General features: G+C 62.9%; 15 protein-coding genes, 1 tRNA gene and 1 pseudogene. 12 read left to right on the forward strand and 5 right to left on the reverse strand.

Going from position 1 to position 16,072, the window contains the following annotated elements; all coding sequences use genetic code 11:
* Positions 1–133: 133 nt before the first annotated feature.
* On the forward strand, positions 134–664 hold the full coding sequence (locus BA190_RS33970; protein ID WP_068299355.1) for a metallophosphoesterase family protein: 531 nt from the start codon (positions 134–136) through the stop codon (positions 662–664).
* 44 nt (positions 665–708) lie between these two features.
* On the opposite strand, the gene BA190_RS33975 is transcribed toward BA190_RS33970, so the two are convergent.
* A complete protein-coding gene (locus tag BA190_RS33975) occupies positions 709–1,293 on the reverse strand; it encodes a TetR/AcrR family transcriptional regulator (protein ID WP_068299318.1) in 585 nt (194 codons plus the stop codon).
* 829 nt (positions 1,294–2,122) lie between these two features.
* On the opposite strand from BA190_RS33975, the gene BA190_RS33980 reads away from it, so the two are divergent.
* Together BA190_RS33980 and BA190_RS33985 are read left to right on the forward strand one after the other, a co-directional pair.
* Positions 2,123–2,560, forward strand: a complete 438-nt coding sequence (locus BA190_RS33980; protein ID WP_068299321.1) for a VOC family protein — start codon at positions 2,123–2,125, stop codon at positions 2,558–2,560.
* A gap of 22 nt (positions 2,561–2,582) precedes the next feature.
* Positions 2,583–2,804 carry a hypothetical protein gene (locus BA190_RS33985; RefSeq protein ID WP_068299325.1) on the forward strand — a complete coding sequence of 74 codons (222 nt, stop codon included), beginning with the start codon at positions 2,583–2,585 and terminating at the stop codon, positions 2,802–2,804.
* Between the two features lie 78 nt (positions 2,805–2,882).
* Here BA190_RS33985 and BA190_RS33990 read toward each other — a convergent pair whose 3' ends face one another.
* Positions 2,883–3,719: an SDR family oxidoreductase gene (locus BA190_RS33990; RefSeq protein WP_245315042.1), complete on the reverse strand. Its 837-nt coding sequence runs from the start codon at positions 3,717–3,719 to the stop codon at positions 2,883–2,885.
* Between the two features lie 88 nt (positions 3,720–3,807).
* Here BA190_RS33990 and BA190_RS33995 point away from each other — a divergent pair, with 88 nt between their 5' ends.
* Complete coding sequence (locus tag BA190_RS33995) at positions 3,808–4,389, forward strand: TetR/AcrR family transcriptional regulator (protein WP_245315043.1); 582 nt, start codon at positions 3,808–3,810, stop codon at positions 4,387–4,389.
* A 271-nt stretch (positions 4,390–4,660) separates the two neighbouring features.
* Complete coding sequence (locus tag BA190_RS34000; RefSeq protein ID WP_068299331.1) at positions 4,661–5,341, forward strand: hypothetical protein; 681 nt, start codon at positions 4,661–4,663, stop codon at positions 5,339–5,341.
* Between the two features lie 71 nt (positions 5,342–5,412).
* Here the strand turns inward: BA190_RS34000 and BA190_RS34005 are convergent.
* A tRNA-Thr gene (locus BA190_RS34005) sits at positions 5,413–5,488 on the reverse strand.
* Positions 5,489–5,635: 147 nt separating this feature from the next.
* On the opposite strand from BA190_RS34005, the gene BA190_RS34010 reads away from it, so the two are divergent.
* The 7 genes from BA190_RS34010 (at position 5,636) to BA190_RS34040 (ending at position 13,263) form a co-directional block, all read left to right on the forward strand.
* The gene (locus BA190_RS34010; protein WP_068299334.1) at positions 5,636–7,000 is read left to right on the forward strand and encodes an L-serine ammonia-lyase; all 1,365 of its coding nucleotides are present in this window, start codon (positions 5,636–5,638) and stop codon (positions 6,998–7,000) included.
* Positions 7,001–7,123: 123 nt separating this feature from the next.
* Entirely contained in the window at positions 7,124–7,663 is a 540-nt protein-coding gene (locus BA190_RS34015; RefSeq protein WP_068299361.1) for an AAA family ATPase, read from the forward strand.
* A gap of 244 nt (positions 7,664–7,907) precedes the next feature.
* Complete coding sequence (gene plsX / locus BA190_RS34020) at positions 7,908–8,981, forward strand: phosphate acyltransferase PlsX (RefSeq protein WP_068299337.1); 1,074 nt, start codon at positions 7,908–7,910, stop codon at positions 8,979–8,981.
* The gene (locus tag BA190_RS34025; RefSeq protein WP_068299340.1) at positions 8,981–9,958 is read left to right on the forward strand and encodes a beta-ketoacyl-ACP synthase III; all 978 of its coding nucleotides are present in this window, start codon (positions 8,981–8,983) and stop codon (positions 9,956–9,958) included. The genes plsX and BA190_RS34025 overlap by 1 nt, the downstream gene beginning before the upstream one ends.
* 255 nt (positions 9,959–10,213) lie before the next feature.
* Entirely contained in the window at positions 10,214–10,531 is a 318-nt protein-coding gene (locus BA190_RS34030) for an integration host factor subunit alpha (RefSeq protein ID WP_068299343.1), read from the forward strand.
* A 307-nt stretch (positions 10,532–10,838) separates the two neighbouring features.
* Positions 10,839–11,495, forward strand: coding sequence for a MerR family transcriptional regulator (locus BA190_RS34035; protein WP_068299346.1), 657 nt, complete (start codon positions 10,839–10,841; stop codon positions 11,493–11,495).
* 136 nt (positions 11,496–11,631) lie between these two features.
* Positions 11,632–13,263 carry an NAD(P)/FAD-dependent oxidoreductase gene (locus BA190_RS34040; RefSeq protein WP_068299349.1) on the forward strand — a complete coding sequence of 544 codons (1,632 nt, stop codon included), beginning with the start codon at positions 11,632–11,634 and terminating at the stop codon, positions 13,261–13,263.
* Between the two features lie 141 nt (positions 13,264–13,404).
* Here BA190_RS34040 and BA190_RS34045 read toward each other — a convergent pair whose 3' ends face one another.
* Both BA190_RS34045 and BA190_RS34050 read right to left on the reverse strand, forming a co-directional pair.
* On the reverse strand, positions 13,405–15,669 hold the full coding sequence (locus tag BA190_RS34045) for a xanthine dehydrogenase family protein molybdopterin-binding subunit (RefSeq protein ID WP_068299352.1): 2,265 nt from the start codon (positions 15,667–15,669) through the stop codon (positions 13,405–13,407).
* A pseudogene (locus BA190_RS34050) lies at positions 15,662–16,072 on the reverse strand (xanthine dehydrogenase family protein subunit M); the annotation flags it as partial. The pseudogene BA190_RS34050 and the gene BA190_RS34045, both read right to left, overlap by 8 nt.

Here is a 16,072-nt window from a genome sequence, read left to right on the forward strand (position 1 = left end):
TCGCGCCGAAAAGTGGGTGCCGGTTTTCGGCAAAAGAGATGCGACAACAAGAACTTACAGCATCGAGTCTGATTCACAGATCAGGCTCGATGCTGTAGGCAAGATGGCCCACTGCCGCTCGATGGACACGCCAATGAGCAAGCTCTTTTTCACCGCCGACACCCATTTCGGCCATGAATCGATCATCCGCCTGTGCAAGCGCCCCTTCGACGGCGTCGAGGCGATGGACGAGGCTTTGATCGCGCGCTGGAACGCCAAGGTCGCTCCGAACGACGTGGTCTATCACATCGGAGATTTCAGCTTTCGCGCGGGTAAGCCGGCGCAGGCCTATCTGGAACGCCTCAACGGCCAGATCCATCTCATTCTCGGCAATCACGATGACCAGGCCAAGCTTGAGTCGACCGGGCGCCTACGTTCGATCACCGAGATCAAGGAATTGCGCTGGAAGGGCCAGACGATCGTGATGTGCCATTACCCCATGCGGGAATGGCCGGGGGCCTGGCGTGGCGCCTGGCACTTGTTCGGGCATGTGCATGGCCGCCTCGATCGCGAGCCCTTCGGCTACAGCCTCGATGTCGGCGTGGACAGCCATGGCTACGCCCCTCTCGCGGCAGAGGAGGTCGCCACGCTGATGGACGGGCGCCGGCAGATTTTCGGCACCTGACGTCTATAGGATGGCGGCGGAAAGGCCTCGCTGTCGATCCCGGATTACTCGGCGGCAACCTTGGCCGCAGGCTCGTTTCGTATGGCCAGCCCCGCCAGCACCATGTCGAAGATCTTGTCGACATAGGCCACATCGGGCGGCGTCACGGTGGTGTGGAAACGCTGGAAGATCGGCGACATGATCAGGTCGAGCACGGTATCCGGATCGACATCGTCGCGGATCTGCTTCTTGTGCATGGCCGAGATCACGAAGGCCCGGGCGATTTCCTGGCGGCGCTTCATGACGATCTCGCTGAAGCGTTCCCGGAACGGCCGCTCGAACTGCGCCTCTGCCAGCAGGGCCCTGGAGGCGCCTTCCATCATCGGATCGCTGAGATATTCAGCCAGGCGACGCACATAGTTGCGGAAATTCACCATGGGCTCGCCGCCGGCGACCATGGGCGGCAGCACCTCGGTGCAACGGGCAAGATAGGCGTCGAGCAGAAGATCGGCCTTGCTGTCATACCAGCGATAGATGGTCTGCTTGCCCACCCCGGCGAGAGCCGCGATGCGTTCGACCGAGATATCGCGATAGGGAGCGCGTTCGAGCAATTCGGCCGCTGCATGCAAAATCGCCTTGTGCGTTTCCATGCAGCGCGGTCTTCCGACGGGTCGTGCCGCCTGCTGCGCAATGGCCACCGACAACTCCTATAAATGTCAAGAATATAATCTAGACGTAATGTCTCATATATAAACGCATTTCTGCTTGTTTTCAATCAACCTGACCTTGCATGGCGACGTTGCCTCCCGTGCCGGCGGCTGAAAATTGCTGAAGCGGCGGCCGCGAACGGCCGATACCCGGGATGTCCGCTCATGCCAGGTACGAAATGCGCAACCGCCTCACCTCACGAAAATTTCAAGACGCCCCGTTTCATATCTCTTGCATTTGGAGACGAAGCGTCTTATAAAGGCATTCATGGATGGCACGGCAATCGTTTGATTGGATTGCGGGTCTTCCACGGTAAGTGTTCAAGCGTATCGTCAGTTTGGTAACGATTGTTAGCACCTAAGAGTAGATGAAAGCGTGTTTGCGCTTTTCGATATTGCATAGTTTGATTTCTATTCGGGCGCCGCACCTCCCCAACAGGTGCGGCGCTTTATTTTTGTCATCCCATTCCCTCGGCAACGATAGAGAACGATACTTTCCGCTTCCTGGGCGGTAACAATGTACTCGTGCTTTCCCGGCCTATGCCCGGCGGGGGCCTGCAGGCCTGCTTTACCGGCTGGAGATCTGTCGCCGCCTGTCTCGATTGAAAACGGGCCGGGCTATATTTAGCCATCTAAGGCCCCCGACGGCAGATTGATGCTGCTTGTTGGAGTCACGACAAGCTGGAAAGGGACCGCTGATGCGTGGCGCCAGCCCCCTCGCCCACGAAGTTTAAGCGTTTACGGCCTGGACGGCCGCTTGTAGATTGAAGGGATGGCACTCAAGCGGATGGACAATATAGGAATCGTCGTCGAGGACCTCGTCGAGACGATCGATTTCTTTCGCGAGCTCGGCCTTGAGCTCGAAGGGCGGGCCACGATCGAAGGCGAATGGGCCGGACAGGTCACCGGACTCGGCAATCAGAGCGTCGAGATTGCCATGATGCGCACGCCGGACGGCCACAGTCGGCTCGAGCTATCCCGCTTCCTCACACCGCCTTTCGTCGCAGATCACCGCAACGCCCCGGTCAACGCCCTGGGCTACCTCCGCGCCATGTTCACCGTGGACGACATCGACGAAACACTCGAAAGGCTCCGCCACCGCGGCGCGCAGCTCGTCGGCGACGTCGTCCAATATAAGGACGCTTATCGGCTCTGCTACATCCGCGGGCCTGGCGGGCTGCTCATCGGCCTTGCCGAAGAACTCGGCTGAACGCAATGAGACGAGGGCGACCGTGGTCGCCATCCACCATCATCGCCGCCCCCCAGCCGTGGGCTTTCGCGCCCTGTCACGGCTTTTCAGACAGCCGATCGCAGGCACCCGCCAGGAGATCTGCGCCCAATCGCACCGCAAATCGCTCGTGCCACCGATCTATGTGGAAGCGAGCGAGAAGCTGCTCGTCAAGGGCGCAAAGAAGCGGCGCGCTGTACGGGTCGGTACCACCGACAAATCATAGGAATCGTCTGAAGACGGCAACGGCGACATACACTCCGCAAATTGAAGCCGGCGCTCGCGACGAGCGCCGGCAGCACAGTCAGATCTGGGCCCAACCGCCATCGACACACAACTCACTGCCCGTGAGGTAGGACGAATCATCGGAGGCTAGGAACAACACAGCCTTTGCGATCTCGTCGATGGTGCCACTGCGATGCATTGGAATTTGGGCGTGCACCTGCAACTTTGTCTGCTCGATCATCTCCGCGCTCATTCCCGCCTTACGGGCCTGATCCGTGTCGATATATCCTGGAGCCATTGCATTCACGCGAATCCCTTTCTCAGTCAGCTCCACTGCGAGCGACCGGGCCAGAGAGCGAATGGCCGCCTTCCCTGCCGAATAAACACTGACATAGGGGCGCCCCTGCCTGCTCAGGGTTGACGTGTTCAGGACGATCGAGCCACCAGACTTCATCAACGGCAACAGCTTTTGCACCGTGAAGTAGGTCCCTTTGAAGGTGTTTACGATTGTGAAATCGAACTCTTCCTCCGACATGTACTCGAACATGTTCGGCTTTGCCCCGCCAGCGTTAGCAAAAATTACGTCGACACGGCCATGCCTTCTTTCGACATTGTCGCGAAGAGCCTCGATGTCTGACATCTTGGAAAAATCGCTGCGGATCGCGTCGGTGCCGTTTCCGAGGCTTTGCGCCGCTGCCTCGAGGGTCGATTGATCACGACCAGTAATGACGACTTTTGCGCCTTCGCGTACAAACAATCTGGCCGTCGCCAGGCCCATTCCTGAGTTTCCGCCGGTGATGACAGCGACTTTTCCGTCCAATCTACCCATATCCGTCTCCAATTCGTCTTGGATCGCCCTGCCCGCGCAGCGCTGTTGCTGAAGTGGCGGGGACATCAGATAGATATGAAGCTTCATTCAGGTTTTGCATTCGCTTATGAAAAACGGCTCCTTGCCCCTCCTAACTCCCCGGAAATCCCCGCGTCAGGGTCGCTCCATTGCCACCGTGGACGCAATTTTCGAGGCAACCCTTCAGGTTTTATCAAGCGACGGCCTCATTCGCCTGAACACCACGCGCGTAGCACGCCGTGCAGGCGTTTCGGTGGGAACGCTGTACCAATATTTCCCGAATAAACAGGCTTTGCTCTATGCGGTGCTTGAAAGACATCTCGCGAAACTTACGGCCGCCGTCGAGAGGGCTTGTAACGAGAGCCGCCAGTGTAGTGTCGAGACAACGGCCGAGACCGTCGTCAGGGCCTACCTTCAGACACAGTTGGCGCACGCCGAGATTTCTCCCGCTCTCTATCGGATTGCCCTGGAACTGGACGCTCGCGAAATGATCGAGCGGGCAGTTCAGCAAAGCTCAAGTGTAATAGCGGCCACACTGAGCAACTCTAGCGGGGTGCGTTTGGAAGATCCCGGCCTGTCGGCCCATACACTGACTGCAGCCCTCTACGGAACGGTTCCAGCCTTTTGCCACCGCGTTCTAAGCCCGGAAAACGGCATCGAGGCCGAAAAACAACTCACGATTATGTTTCGGTCCTATCTAACCGCGCATCAAGGCTATACCGAGCAAGATAGGCGGTAAGGGACTAACCACCTAGAGCGTTTTCCAGAAAAGTTGATAGACTTTTCGATTAAGAAAACGCGTCAAAACAAAGAGTTAGAGAGCAACCGGACGGGTCATCCGGGCTCGAGCCGCGAACGATGGCGGGGCGTTTGCTTTGATTTTCCACGGCCCTTGCAAAGTTTCGATGATCCGGCCACCGCAAGACGTACTCGTTGCCGCGATATCTCCTGGCTGACACGGTCGCAACGCGTCCGGAACCTTCCCCCAGGTCGACAGGAGATCATCGGCATTGCTCCCGATTCTTGCTCTCATCACGGTCATCGCTCTCGTCTGCCTGCTGCCGGTAAGCCTCGTGCTCTTCCTGATGTACGTTGCCTGCCAGGCCTGGCGAAAGCCTTCGCCGAGGCGGGCGGCCAGACTCCTTACGTTCGCGATGCCTGCTGTTGTTCTGATTGGCCTGACCATACTCGCCGTCGGGGCCTGCGACCGCCAGATGCTGCTCGACCGCTTACCTCGGCCACTCGAGGTCGCCGCGGTGGAGTATCGGCTCGAGGAGTCATGGGGCCTGGGTTTCATGCCGGGCGACAACGAAACCGGCTTCGTTGTCTACCGTCTCACCGGACAAAGTGCGGAATGGGCAAGAGATCAAGGCGGACTGCTCGGCGACAGGCTTGCGCGCGGCACCGCCCAGTGGCACCGGACACCTGTCAGCGATACCTGCGACGAGCGCTGGCATCCCCATGACGATACCCCTCAAAAGAAGGGAGCAGCCCCGTGCCCCTTTCACTCTCCCACGATCGCAGAGTATCTGGGACGATACGGCTTTTTCATATCCATCGAGAAAGGCCGTGACGCCGAAGTTGACCAAGCCATTCAGGCGGGCGGCTCATTCTATGCCTATGGCCGCGACGGGAGCGTCACGATCGTCGATCCGGCACGGGGAAAGGTCTATTTCGCTTATGCGGGATGATATCCGGATCCCGGCAACGGCCCATCGCCCCGCGCAGCTGGTCTGCAAACATTCGAGTTTGAAGGCGTTTTTGGTGCCGGTTGCGGGACTTGAACTCGCGACCTACCGCTTACAAGGCGGTTGCTCTACCAGCTGAGCTAAACCGGCGTCGGTTTTGGGGTAGCAATTCGGGCCCCTTCGCGCAAGTTTCCTGTGCAATGAAAGTTGGTGTAACATCTGTTACGCTCCACTAAGTCGTGGTGTGTTTCGATTGTGAGGGTCCAGCTGCAACAGTTTGGTGGGAACTCAGAGCCGATGATCAGTGTCTTCGACATCTTCAAAATCGGCATCGGCCCCTCGTCTTCGCACACCGTCGGCCCCATGCGCGCCGCCAATCGCTTCGTGCAATCGCTCCGCAAGCAGGGCCATTTCATCCACACCCATCGGATCGAAACCGTGCTTTACGGCTCGCTGGCCTGGACCGGTCACGGCCATGCCAGCGATATCGCCGTGATCCTCGGCCTCGCCGGCGAGGAGCCTGAAACCGTCGATCCCGAAGCCGTCGCCGCGATCGTCGAAGATGCCACCAGCAAGGGTATGCTCGCGCTCGGCGGACGCCGGGCGATGAGCTTCGAGCGCAACCGCGACATCGTCTTCGATCGCAAGACGCAGCCCAAGGGCCATCCCAACACCCTGTCCTTCACGGCCTTGGGCGAGGGCGGGGCTGCCCTCGCCACCGAATTCTACTATTCCATCGGCGGCGGCTTCGTGCTGGCCGAGGGCGAAAGCGCCGTGGCCCGTGCGGAGGTGGATGTCCCCTACCCTTTCCGCAGCAGCGCCGACCTGCTGCGCCTTGGTGTCGAGCACAATCTGAGCATCGGCGGCATCGTGCTCGCCAATGAAATGGCGAGCCAGCCCGAAGCCACCATCCGCGAGCGCCTCGCCGGCATCCGGTCCGTCATGAATGCCGCCATCGACCGCGGCATGAGCCAGGAAGGCGAATTGCCGGGCGGACTGCGCGTGAAGCGCCGCGCCAAGGCCCTGCACGATCGCCTGCTCACCGATATCGGCCGCAATGTCCGCGCCCCGCACGAGGTGATGGACTGGGTCTCCCTCTTCGCCATCGCCGTGAACGAGGAGAACGCTGCCGGCGGGCGGGTGGTGACGGCCCCCACCAATGGCGCGGCCGGCATCGTGCCGGCGGTACTGCGCTACTATCGGGATTTCTGCGACTATTCGGAAGCCGGCGCCGATGAATTCCTGCTCACGGCCGCCGCAATCGGCATGCTGTTCAAGATGAACGCCTCGATCTCGGGGGCGGAGGTTGGCTGCCAGGGCGAGGTCGGTGTTGCCGCCTCGATGGCGGCGGGCGGGCTTGCGGCCGCACTCGGCGGCAATATCGCCCAGGTCGAGAACGCGGCCGAGATCGGCATGGAGCACCATCTCGGCATGACCTGCGACCCGATCGGCGGCCTGGTGCAGATTCCCTGCATCGAGCGCAACGCCTTCGGCGCCAACAAGGCGATCGCCGCCGCTTCCCTCGCCTTGCGCGGCGATGGCACCCACAAGGTCAGCCTCGACCAGGTGATCGCCACGATGCGCGTCACCGGCGCGGACATGCAGTCCAAATACAAGGAAACCTCGCAAGGCGGTCTCGCCGTCAATGCGGTGGAGTGCTGACGCCCTTAGCGGCGGCTCCCGGGATCAGCAGGCCTGCAACCACGGCGCCAAAGACTTGCGCTCCCCTGTCGCAAGCCTATTAAGGCTGGGATCTTCGTCCTCCTCCGATTGTTGCTCGAGCCGATGCCCGATCCTGCAGGCCAGATCCTCATTCTCACCGGCCCTCCGGGTTCGGGAAAGACCACCACGGCGCAAGCCCTCGCCTCCGAGCCCGGCGCGCCGGCGGTGCATCTGCATGCCGACGATTTCTGGCATTTCATCAAGAATGGCGCGATCGCGCCCTACCTGCCTGAAGCCCACCATCAGAATGCGGTGGTGATCGACGTTCTGGCCGGCGCGGCACAAGCCTATGCCCGCGGCGGCTATTTCGTGATCCTGGACGGCATTGTCGGTCCCTGGTTCCTGCCGCCCTTCCGGACGCTCGCCCTGCCGGTGCACTATGTAGTGCTGCGCCCTCCTTTGGCGTCTGCTATCGAACGCTGCCGCCTGCGCGGTGGCGACACCCTGAGCGATCCCGAGGCGATCACGGCGCTGCACCGACAATTCTCCGATCTGGGCTCGCTCGAACGCCATGTCATCGCAACGCAAGGGCAGGATCGCGCGGCCACCCTGGCGGCCGTCCGCAGGGCCGCTGCCGGCGGGGAGTTCCGGCTGGCGTCCTGAGCACCCGAGAAAGTGTCCGGCAGGGCGAGGCGAGACAGGCAGGCATTTTCTTGCAATCGCCCCCTTCCTCACCATGATTTTGACGTGAGAATCGGTCAATCGACAGCTTCCACATCCTGGCCGTGCCTAAATTCCGGCCGTCAACCTTCGCTACACTCTTGTGGTGCATGGTCTTTTGCTGCAAAACGCAGCGCCTCCCCCGCCGTGCACAGCGGCCAGACGCAACAGGGCAACCGAACACTTCATGGCTTCCGACAATCGGGCTTCGAAAATTCGTATCGCTCTCGACGCGATGGGGGGCGACCACGGCCCCACGGTCGTGATTCCGGCTGCCGAGCTGGCCCTGACCCGCCATCCCGACCTGAGCTTCTCCTTCTATGGGGATGAGGCCGCCATCGCCCCACTGCTGGCCACCCGTCCGCGCCTTCAGGCCGTTTCCAGCGTCCATCACACCGAAGTCGCCATCCGCATGGACGACAAGCCGAGCCACGCCCTGCGCTATGGCCGCAAGAAATCCTCGATGTGGCTGGCGATCGATGCGATCAACAAGGACGAGGCCGACGCCACCGTCTCGGCCGGCAACACCGGCGCGCTGATGGCGATGGCGCGCTTCTGCCTGCGCACGCTCGCCGAAATCGACCGTCCCGCCATCGCCGCGCTGTGGCCGACCTTGCGGGGCGAATCGATCGTGCTCGACGTCGGAGCCTCCATCGGCGCCGATTCCAATGCCCTGATCGACATGGCGGTGATGGGCGCGGCCATGGCCCGTATCGTGCTGGGCGTGGAGCGCCCCACCGTCGGCCTGCTCAATGTCGGCGTCGAGGAGGTCAAGGGCCTCGAAATGGTGCGTGAAGCCGGCCGCATCTTGCGCGAGACCAGCCTGCCCGATTTGACCTATCATGGTTTCGTCGAGGGTGACGACCTTGGCAAGGGCACCGTCGACGTGGTGGTGACCGAAGGTTTTGCCGGCAATATCGCGCTCAAGACCGCCGAAGGCACGGCCAAGCAGATCGGCTCCTATCTGCGTTCGGCGATGTCGCGCACCCTGATGGCGCGTATCGGCTACCTCTTCGCCCGCGGCGCCTTCCAGGCCCTGCGCGAAAAACTCGATCCCAACCGTGTCAATGGCGGTGTCTTCCTGGGCCTCAACGGCATCGTGATCAAGAGCCATGGCGGCGCCAATGCCGAAGGCTACGCTGCCGCCATCGATCTCGCCTATGATATGGTGAAACAAGAACTCATGACGAAAATCACCGAAAGCCTGAGCTTCGACCACCGCGCCGTGATGGCCGCCGCCAGCAATCCGGACGCTGCATAATGGCGACAATCCGTTCTGTTATCCGGGGCATCGGCTCCTATCTGCCCGAGAAACGCGTCACCAATGACGAGCTGTCCAAGCTTGTCGACACCTCCGACGAGTGGATCGTGCAGCGCACCGGCATCCGCGCTCGCCACCAGGCCGCAGAGGGCGAGTTCACCTCGCATCTCGCCACCAAGGCGGCCGAGCGCGCTTTGGCCGATGCCGGCCTGAAAGGCTCCGACATCGACCTGATCGTGCTGGCGACTTCCACGCCCGACAACACCTTCCCGGCCACGGCCACAACCGTGCAGGCCAATATCGGCATGACGGGCGGCGCTGCCTTCGACGTTCAGGCCGTGTGCACCGGCTTCGTCTACGGGCTTTCCATCGCCGACAATTTCCTGCGTTCGGGTTCGGCCAAGCATGCGCTCGTCATCGGCGCCGAGACCTATTCCCGCATTCTGGACTGGTCGGATCGTACCACCTGCGTGCTGTTCGGCGACGGCGCCGGCGCCGTGGTCGTCGAAGCCACGATGAATGACGGTTCGATCCACGATCAGGGCGTGCTGGCCACCAAGCTGCGTTCGGACGGGCGGCACAAATCGAAGCTCTATGTCGATGGCGGCGCCTCCACCACCGGCACGGTCGGCAAGCTGCGCATGGACGGCAAGGAAGTCTTCAAGCTCGCCGTCGGCATGGTGCCGCAGATCATCATCGACACCATGGACGATCTCGGCCTGCCCTATGACGCGGTGGATTGGTTCGTGCCGCACCAGGCCAATGCCCGCATCATCCACGCCACGGCCGAAAAGCTTGGCCTGCCGCCGGAGAAGGTGGTGCTTACCGTTGCCGAGCATGCCAACACCTCCTCGGCCTCGATTCCCCTGGCGCTCGATACGGCCGTCAAGGACGGGCGCATCAAGCGAGGAGACCTCGTCCTGCTGGAGGCCATGGGCGGCGGCTTCACCTGGGGCGCGGCCCTGATCCGCTGGTAGTCTGACGAATTTGACGGTTGCCTGACCGAGGTCGAAGCGAACACCGGTTTCGATTGGTGGTTGACCTTGACCGATTTCGTCAATAGCTTCGCGTTTTCAGTGACATAGAGTCGGGACTTCAGTGCCGGCCCTGCTGGGATGATTTGCGGGGCGGATTCGTGGCGGGACAGGCTCCCCGCAGTTCCGGGCTGCATCGAACGGATAACAGACAGGTGGCCTCTTCATGGAGCCTGTCCAACGTGGGGCATGAAAGCGATGGCGGGAAATACCGTCACAAGAGCAGATCTTTGCGAAGCGGTTTACCAGAAAGTAGGCCTGTCGCGGACCGAGTCGTCGGAACTGGTCGAGATGGTCCTGCATGAAATCTCCAGTTGCCTCGAACGGGGCGAGACGGTGAAGCTGTCGTCCTTCGGCTCCTTCGTCGTGCGCTCCAAGGGCGAGCGTATCGGCCGCAATCCCAAGACCGGCAAGGAAGTGCCGATCTCCCCGCGTCGCGTCATGGTCTTCAAGCCTTCCAACATTCTCAAGGCGCAGATCAATGGTGAGAATGTCGACGGCATTGCCGATGACTAGTCGGGCATGGCGCCTAGCCAGCCAAATCGATAATGGACTGATCAGTCCTGTTTTCTGCGAGATAGGAAATTCCGGTCTGCCGGCGCCAGTTGTCTGCATGGCCAGGCATCCCTGACGCGACCGGCAGTTATAGTTGTCTCACCTGTCGGCAATGGGCGTCTCTTTCCCCCTTCAAACGGTTTCAAACTACCACTCGATGATGTTTTGGGTTGGAAACAAGTGATAAACGCTTGTCTTTCATCACAGAATCGGACGAGTGATAGGGGAAAGGCACGATTCGCCGCTTTCCGCTCGGGAGTCCGGCAGCATGGAAAAAGCACCTGACGCGTTCCGCACCATCAGCGAGGTCGCCGAGGATCTCGACCTGCCCCAGCACGTCCTGCGCTTCTGGGAAACCCGCTTCAGCCAGATCAAGCCGCTGAAGCGCGGTGGTGGGCGTCGCTATTATCGCCCTGACGACATCGATCTGCTCAAGGGCATTCGCTACTATCTCTATGGTGAGGGCTACACCATCAAGGGCGTGCAGCGCATCCTCAAGGAGCGCGGCAATCGGCACGTGATCGAGATCGGCCGGGCGCAGAACGAGGACTATGTGCCCCCCGTCGCCGTGATCCCGCGGGCGGACGAGGAAGAGCGCCGCCGCGAGCGGGCCGAATGGCCGGAGGCGGAGGCTCCTGCGCTGGGTGATCCGGCCGGAGACTATGACGAGGGCGATGATCGGATCGAGCCCGTCTTCGACGAAGAACCCGAAGCTTACGAGCCACCGCCAGCCCAGGCCTCGCTGCCGCTGTCGTCCCTGGCAGGCCCGCCCATGCGCAATGAGCCGCGCCCCGCGGCGCCTCCGGTCACGCAGGCGGAAAGCGGCAATGGATTGTCGCTGAGCGACGAACGTCGCAGGCGGCTGCAGACGGTGTTGCTGGAACTCGGCGAGTGCAAGCACATCCTCGAAGCTGCCCGCGGCTGATGGTACCGGGAAGTGCCGCGGCTGGGACCGCGGACGTCCCGTCCGCTTCTCGCAACGCCCCGCTGGTTGGACAGGCAGAGCGGACGGGACGTCCGCGGTGCCAGCCGCTGCGCCATAACGAAAAGGCTTCGAAGAATTGGCCGACGCTTCTTCACCAGTTGTTCGCACCGCCGATACCCCCTATGACGCGGTCATCATCGGCGGTGGCCATAACGGCCTGACCTGCGCCTATTACCTCGCCCGGGCCGGCCGGCGGGTGAAGGTACTGGAGCGCCGCTCCGTCGTCGGCGGTGCCGCGGTGACGGAGGAGTTCCATCCCGGCTTCCGCAACTCGGTGGCCTCCTACACCGTCAGCCTGCTCAATCCCAAGGTCATCCGCGACATGGAGCTGGAGCGCCATGGCCTGAAGGTGGTGGAACGCCAGGCCTCGAATTTCTTCCCCTTCCCCGATGGGCGCTACATCCTCTCCGGCGAAGGCCGTACGCAGGGCGAAATCGCCAAGTTCAGCGAGAAGGATGCGGCGCGTTTCCCGGCCTATTGCGACGAAATCGATGCCATCGCCGACGTATTGCGCGACCTCATCCTGGAGACGCCGCCCAACGTCTCCGACGATGGCTGGTTCGGCTCGCTGCCGGAATTGCTGCGTGCCGGAAAACTCGGGCGTCGGCTATCCAAGCTCGACATGCATCATCGCCGCGTGCTGCTCGACCTCTTCACCAAATCGGCAAGCGATTATCTCGACGGCTGGTTCGAAAGCCCCGAGGCGAAGGTGCTGTTCGGCTTCGATTCCATCGTCGGCTCCTATACCGCTCCCTCGACGCCGGGTTCGGCCTATGTACTGCTGCACCACGTCTTCGGCGAAGTGAACGGCAAGAAGGGTGCCTGGGGCCATGCCATCGGCGGCATGGGCGCGATCACCCAGGCCATGGCCAAGGCGGCCCGCGAGGCCGGCGCCGAGATCGAAACGGACGCACCGGTCCGCCGTCTCATCGTGGAGAAGGGCGTCACGGCCGGGGTGGAACTGGAGGATGGCCGCGTCATCCGGGCCAAGGCCGTCGCCGCCAATATCGGCCCGCGCCTGCTCTTCGACAAGATCGTGCCCGAAGAAGCCGTCCCGGCCGATTTCCTGCAGCGCATCCGCCGCTTCAAATGCGGCTCGGGCGTGCTGCGCATGAATGTGGCGCTCTCCGAATTGCCCAGCTTTACCGCCCTGCCGGGCCGCGAACAGGGCATCCACCACACCGCCGGCATCATCATCGGGCCAAGCCTCGACTATATGGAAGATGCCTTCCTGGAAGCACGCCGCCATGGCTGGAGCCGGCAGCCCATCGTCGAAATGCTGATCCCCTCCACGCTCGACGACACGCTCGCACCCAAGGGCCAGCACGTCGCCAGCCTGTTCTGCCAATATGTGGCGCCGTACCTGCCGAACGGCGGGAGCTGGGATGCCCATCGCGATAAGGTCGCCGACCTGATGATCGATACGGTCGAGCGCTATGCGCCTGGCTTCAAGCAGAGCGTGCTCGGGCGCCAGGTGCTGACCCCCCTCGACCTCGAACGGGTGTTCGGACTTGTCGGCGGCGACATCTTCCATGGCACCCTGTCGCTCGACCAGTTGTTCTCGGCCCGGCCGATGCTCGGCTATGGCGATTACCGCACGCCCGTGAAGGGGCTCTATATCTGCGGCTCCGGCACCCATCCCGGCGGCGGCGTCACCGGCGCCCCCGGGCACAACGCCGCCCGGGAGATGCTCTGCGACCGGGTCTAGGCCGTCATCCCGGACGCGCTGCAGCACGAAGTGATGCTGCGCAGATCCGGGACCGCAAGCCGTATGAGGCTTTATTCAATGCGGTTCCGCGTCTGCAGCGCATCACTTTGTGCTACGCCGCGCGCGGAATGACCTCGTTACTTAGATCAGCTCCTCGATGGCGATCGGGAAATGCCTCACACGCTTGCCGGTCGCATGCCAGATGGCATTGGCCACCGCGCCCGCCGTGCCGGTGATGCCGATTTCGCCGACGCCCTTGATGCCGAGCGCATTCACATGGGGATCATGTTCCTCGATCAGGAGGGCCTCCAGCGATGGTACATCGGCATTGACGGGTACATGGTATTCGGCAAGATCCGCATTCATGATCCGGCCGGAGCGGTGATCGATCACCGCATGCTCGTGCAGGGCGAAGGAGACGCCCCAGATCATGCCCCCGAGATACTGGCTACGGACCAGATGGGGGTTGATGATCCGGCCTGCCGCAAAGGCGCCGACGAGCCGGCTGACGCGCACTTGCCCGAGATCGGGATCGACCTTGACCTCGGCGAAGACGGCACCATGGGCATGCATGGCGTAGCTCGCCTGCGACGCCGGATCGGCACTGCCGCGTCCCCTGGCCTCGATCTCCGCCAGGCCTGCACGACCGAGAATATCGGCATAGCTCTCGCTGCGGCTTTCATCGTCCCGGCGGGTGAGCCGGCCCTCTCGGGCGATCACGCCGGCATTGCCGGCGCCAAACAGCGGCGAGCGCTCGTCGCCGACGGCCAGTTCCGCCAGTTTGGCGATCACCGCCGCACCGGCTTCGTGGATCGCCGCGCCGGCCGTGGCCGTATGCGCGGAACCGCCGGCGATACCGGCATCGGGCAGGTCGGAGGTACCCGCCCGGAATTCCACCTGGTCGATGTCGAGCCCCAGACCGTCGGCAGCAATCTGGGCCAAAGCCGTCCAGGCCCCCTGCCCCATGTCATGGGCGCCGGTTTCCATCAGGCCGGAACCGTCGCGCCGGATCACCGCCCGCGCCTCGGCCTGGAACATCAAAGCCGGGAAGATGGCCGTACCCATGCCCCAGCCGACGAGAAAGCCGGCCTCGTCGCGCATCTGCCGGGGTGCGAGCGGCCGGCCGGCCCAGCCGAAACGCCTGGCGCCTTCCGCATAGCATTCGCGCAGGGCCTTGGAGGAGAAGGGCTTGCCGGTGGTCGGTTCGATTTCGGCATAGTTCCTGAGCCGGAACTCGAGCGGATCGATGCCACTTGCCCAGGCCGCCTCGTCCATCGCGCTTTCCAGGGCAATGGACCCTGAGGCCTCGCCGGGCGCCCGCATGAACAGCGGGGTTCCCGTATCGGTGCGCACGGCGTCATAGGTGGTCGCGATGGCGGGGCTGGCATAGAGCGCATGCGAAGCGCCGGCAGCAGGCTCGAAGAAATCGTCGAAGGTCGAGGAGGCCGTCCTGGCGTGATGGACGAGCGCCGTCAGCGCCCCATCTCCGGCAATCCCCAGCTGCAATGTCTGCCGGGTCGGGGCACGATGGCCCACCGGCCCGTACATCTGATCGCGCTTGAGCACGAGTTTCACCGGCCGGCCGACCAAACGCGCCGCCATGATGCCCAGGATCTGAGGCCCGGCAACCAGCCCCTTGCAGCCGAAGCCGCCGCCGAGAAACGGGCTGCGGATATGGATCTTGTCAGGTGCGATGCCGAAGAGACCGGCAATGCGGCCCTGCGCCATCGCCATGCCCTGGCTGGGTGTGTCGATCGACAGGCTGTCGTCCTGCCAATGCGCGACGATGGCGTGCGGCTCGATCGGATTGTGGTACTGGGCGGGCGTCTCATAGACGGCTTCGATCCGCTTGTCCGCTGCCGCGAAACCGCCTTCGATATCCCCATGCACGGCTTCAGACGGACCGCCGACACCGACAGCCGGGGGTACGAAACTGTCGCCGTCGAGGCCGACCCGCGCCGTCTCGACTTCGTAGCGCGGCGCCAGCAGCGCAGCCCCTTCCGTCGCAGCCTCCAGCGATTGGGCGATCACCACGGCGATCGGCTGGCCGGCATAGCGCACGCGATCGTTCTGCAGGACGTCCAGCCGGAACATGAAGGGATGGTCCTTGGCATCCGGATCCTGCGCCAGCGCCGGCTTGTGATCCGGTGTCATCACCTCCACCACGCCCGGATGGGCCTTGGCGGCCTGGATGTCGAGAGAGGCAACCCGGCCGCGGGCGATCTGCGCCACGGCCATCACGGCATAGAGCATGCCGCCAGGATGGTTGTCGGCGGCGTAGCGCGCCGCGCCGGTGACCTTGAGCACGCCGTCGCGGCGTGTCAGAGGCTGGCCGATATTGGAACCATGCCGGACATGAGCGGGAGCCCGGTTCGGCTTGAGGTCGGGCGTGACGAGTTCAGGCATCTCGGCGTGCTCCGGGAAGGGTTGAAAAAGGGGAACCTGGCAGAGCGGGGACGCGATCCGGCGTCCCCTTCGCGGCCTCGGCCAGGGCGCGCACGAGCGTGCGGCGCGCCAGTTCGATCTTGAATTCATTGTCGCCCGAGGGCTTCGCCTCGGCGAGAGCAGCCTGCGCCGCGCGCTGGAAGACGGCTTCATCCGGCGTGGCACCGGCCAGGATCGCCTCCGCTTCGAGCGAGCGCCAAGGCTTGGCTGCAACGCCGCCCAGTGCAAGCCGCGCCTCCTCGATCACCCCGCCCTGGAGACGCAGGGCAGCGGCCACCGACACCACGGCAAAGGCATAGGATGTCCGCTCGCGAACCTTGAGATAACGGGCATGGGCCGCAAAGCCCGCAGCATCGGCGGGGAG

The sequence above is a fragment of the Labrys sp. WJW genome (assembly GCF_001676615.1).
Classification (GTDB): Bacteria; Pseudomonadota; Alphaproteobacteria; order Rhizobiales; family Labraceae; genus Labrys; species Labrys sedimenti.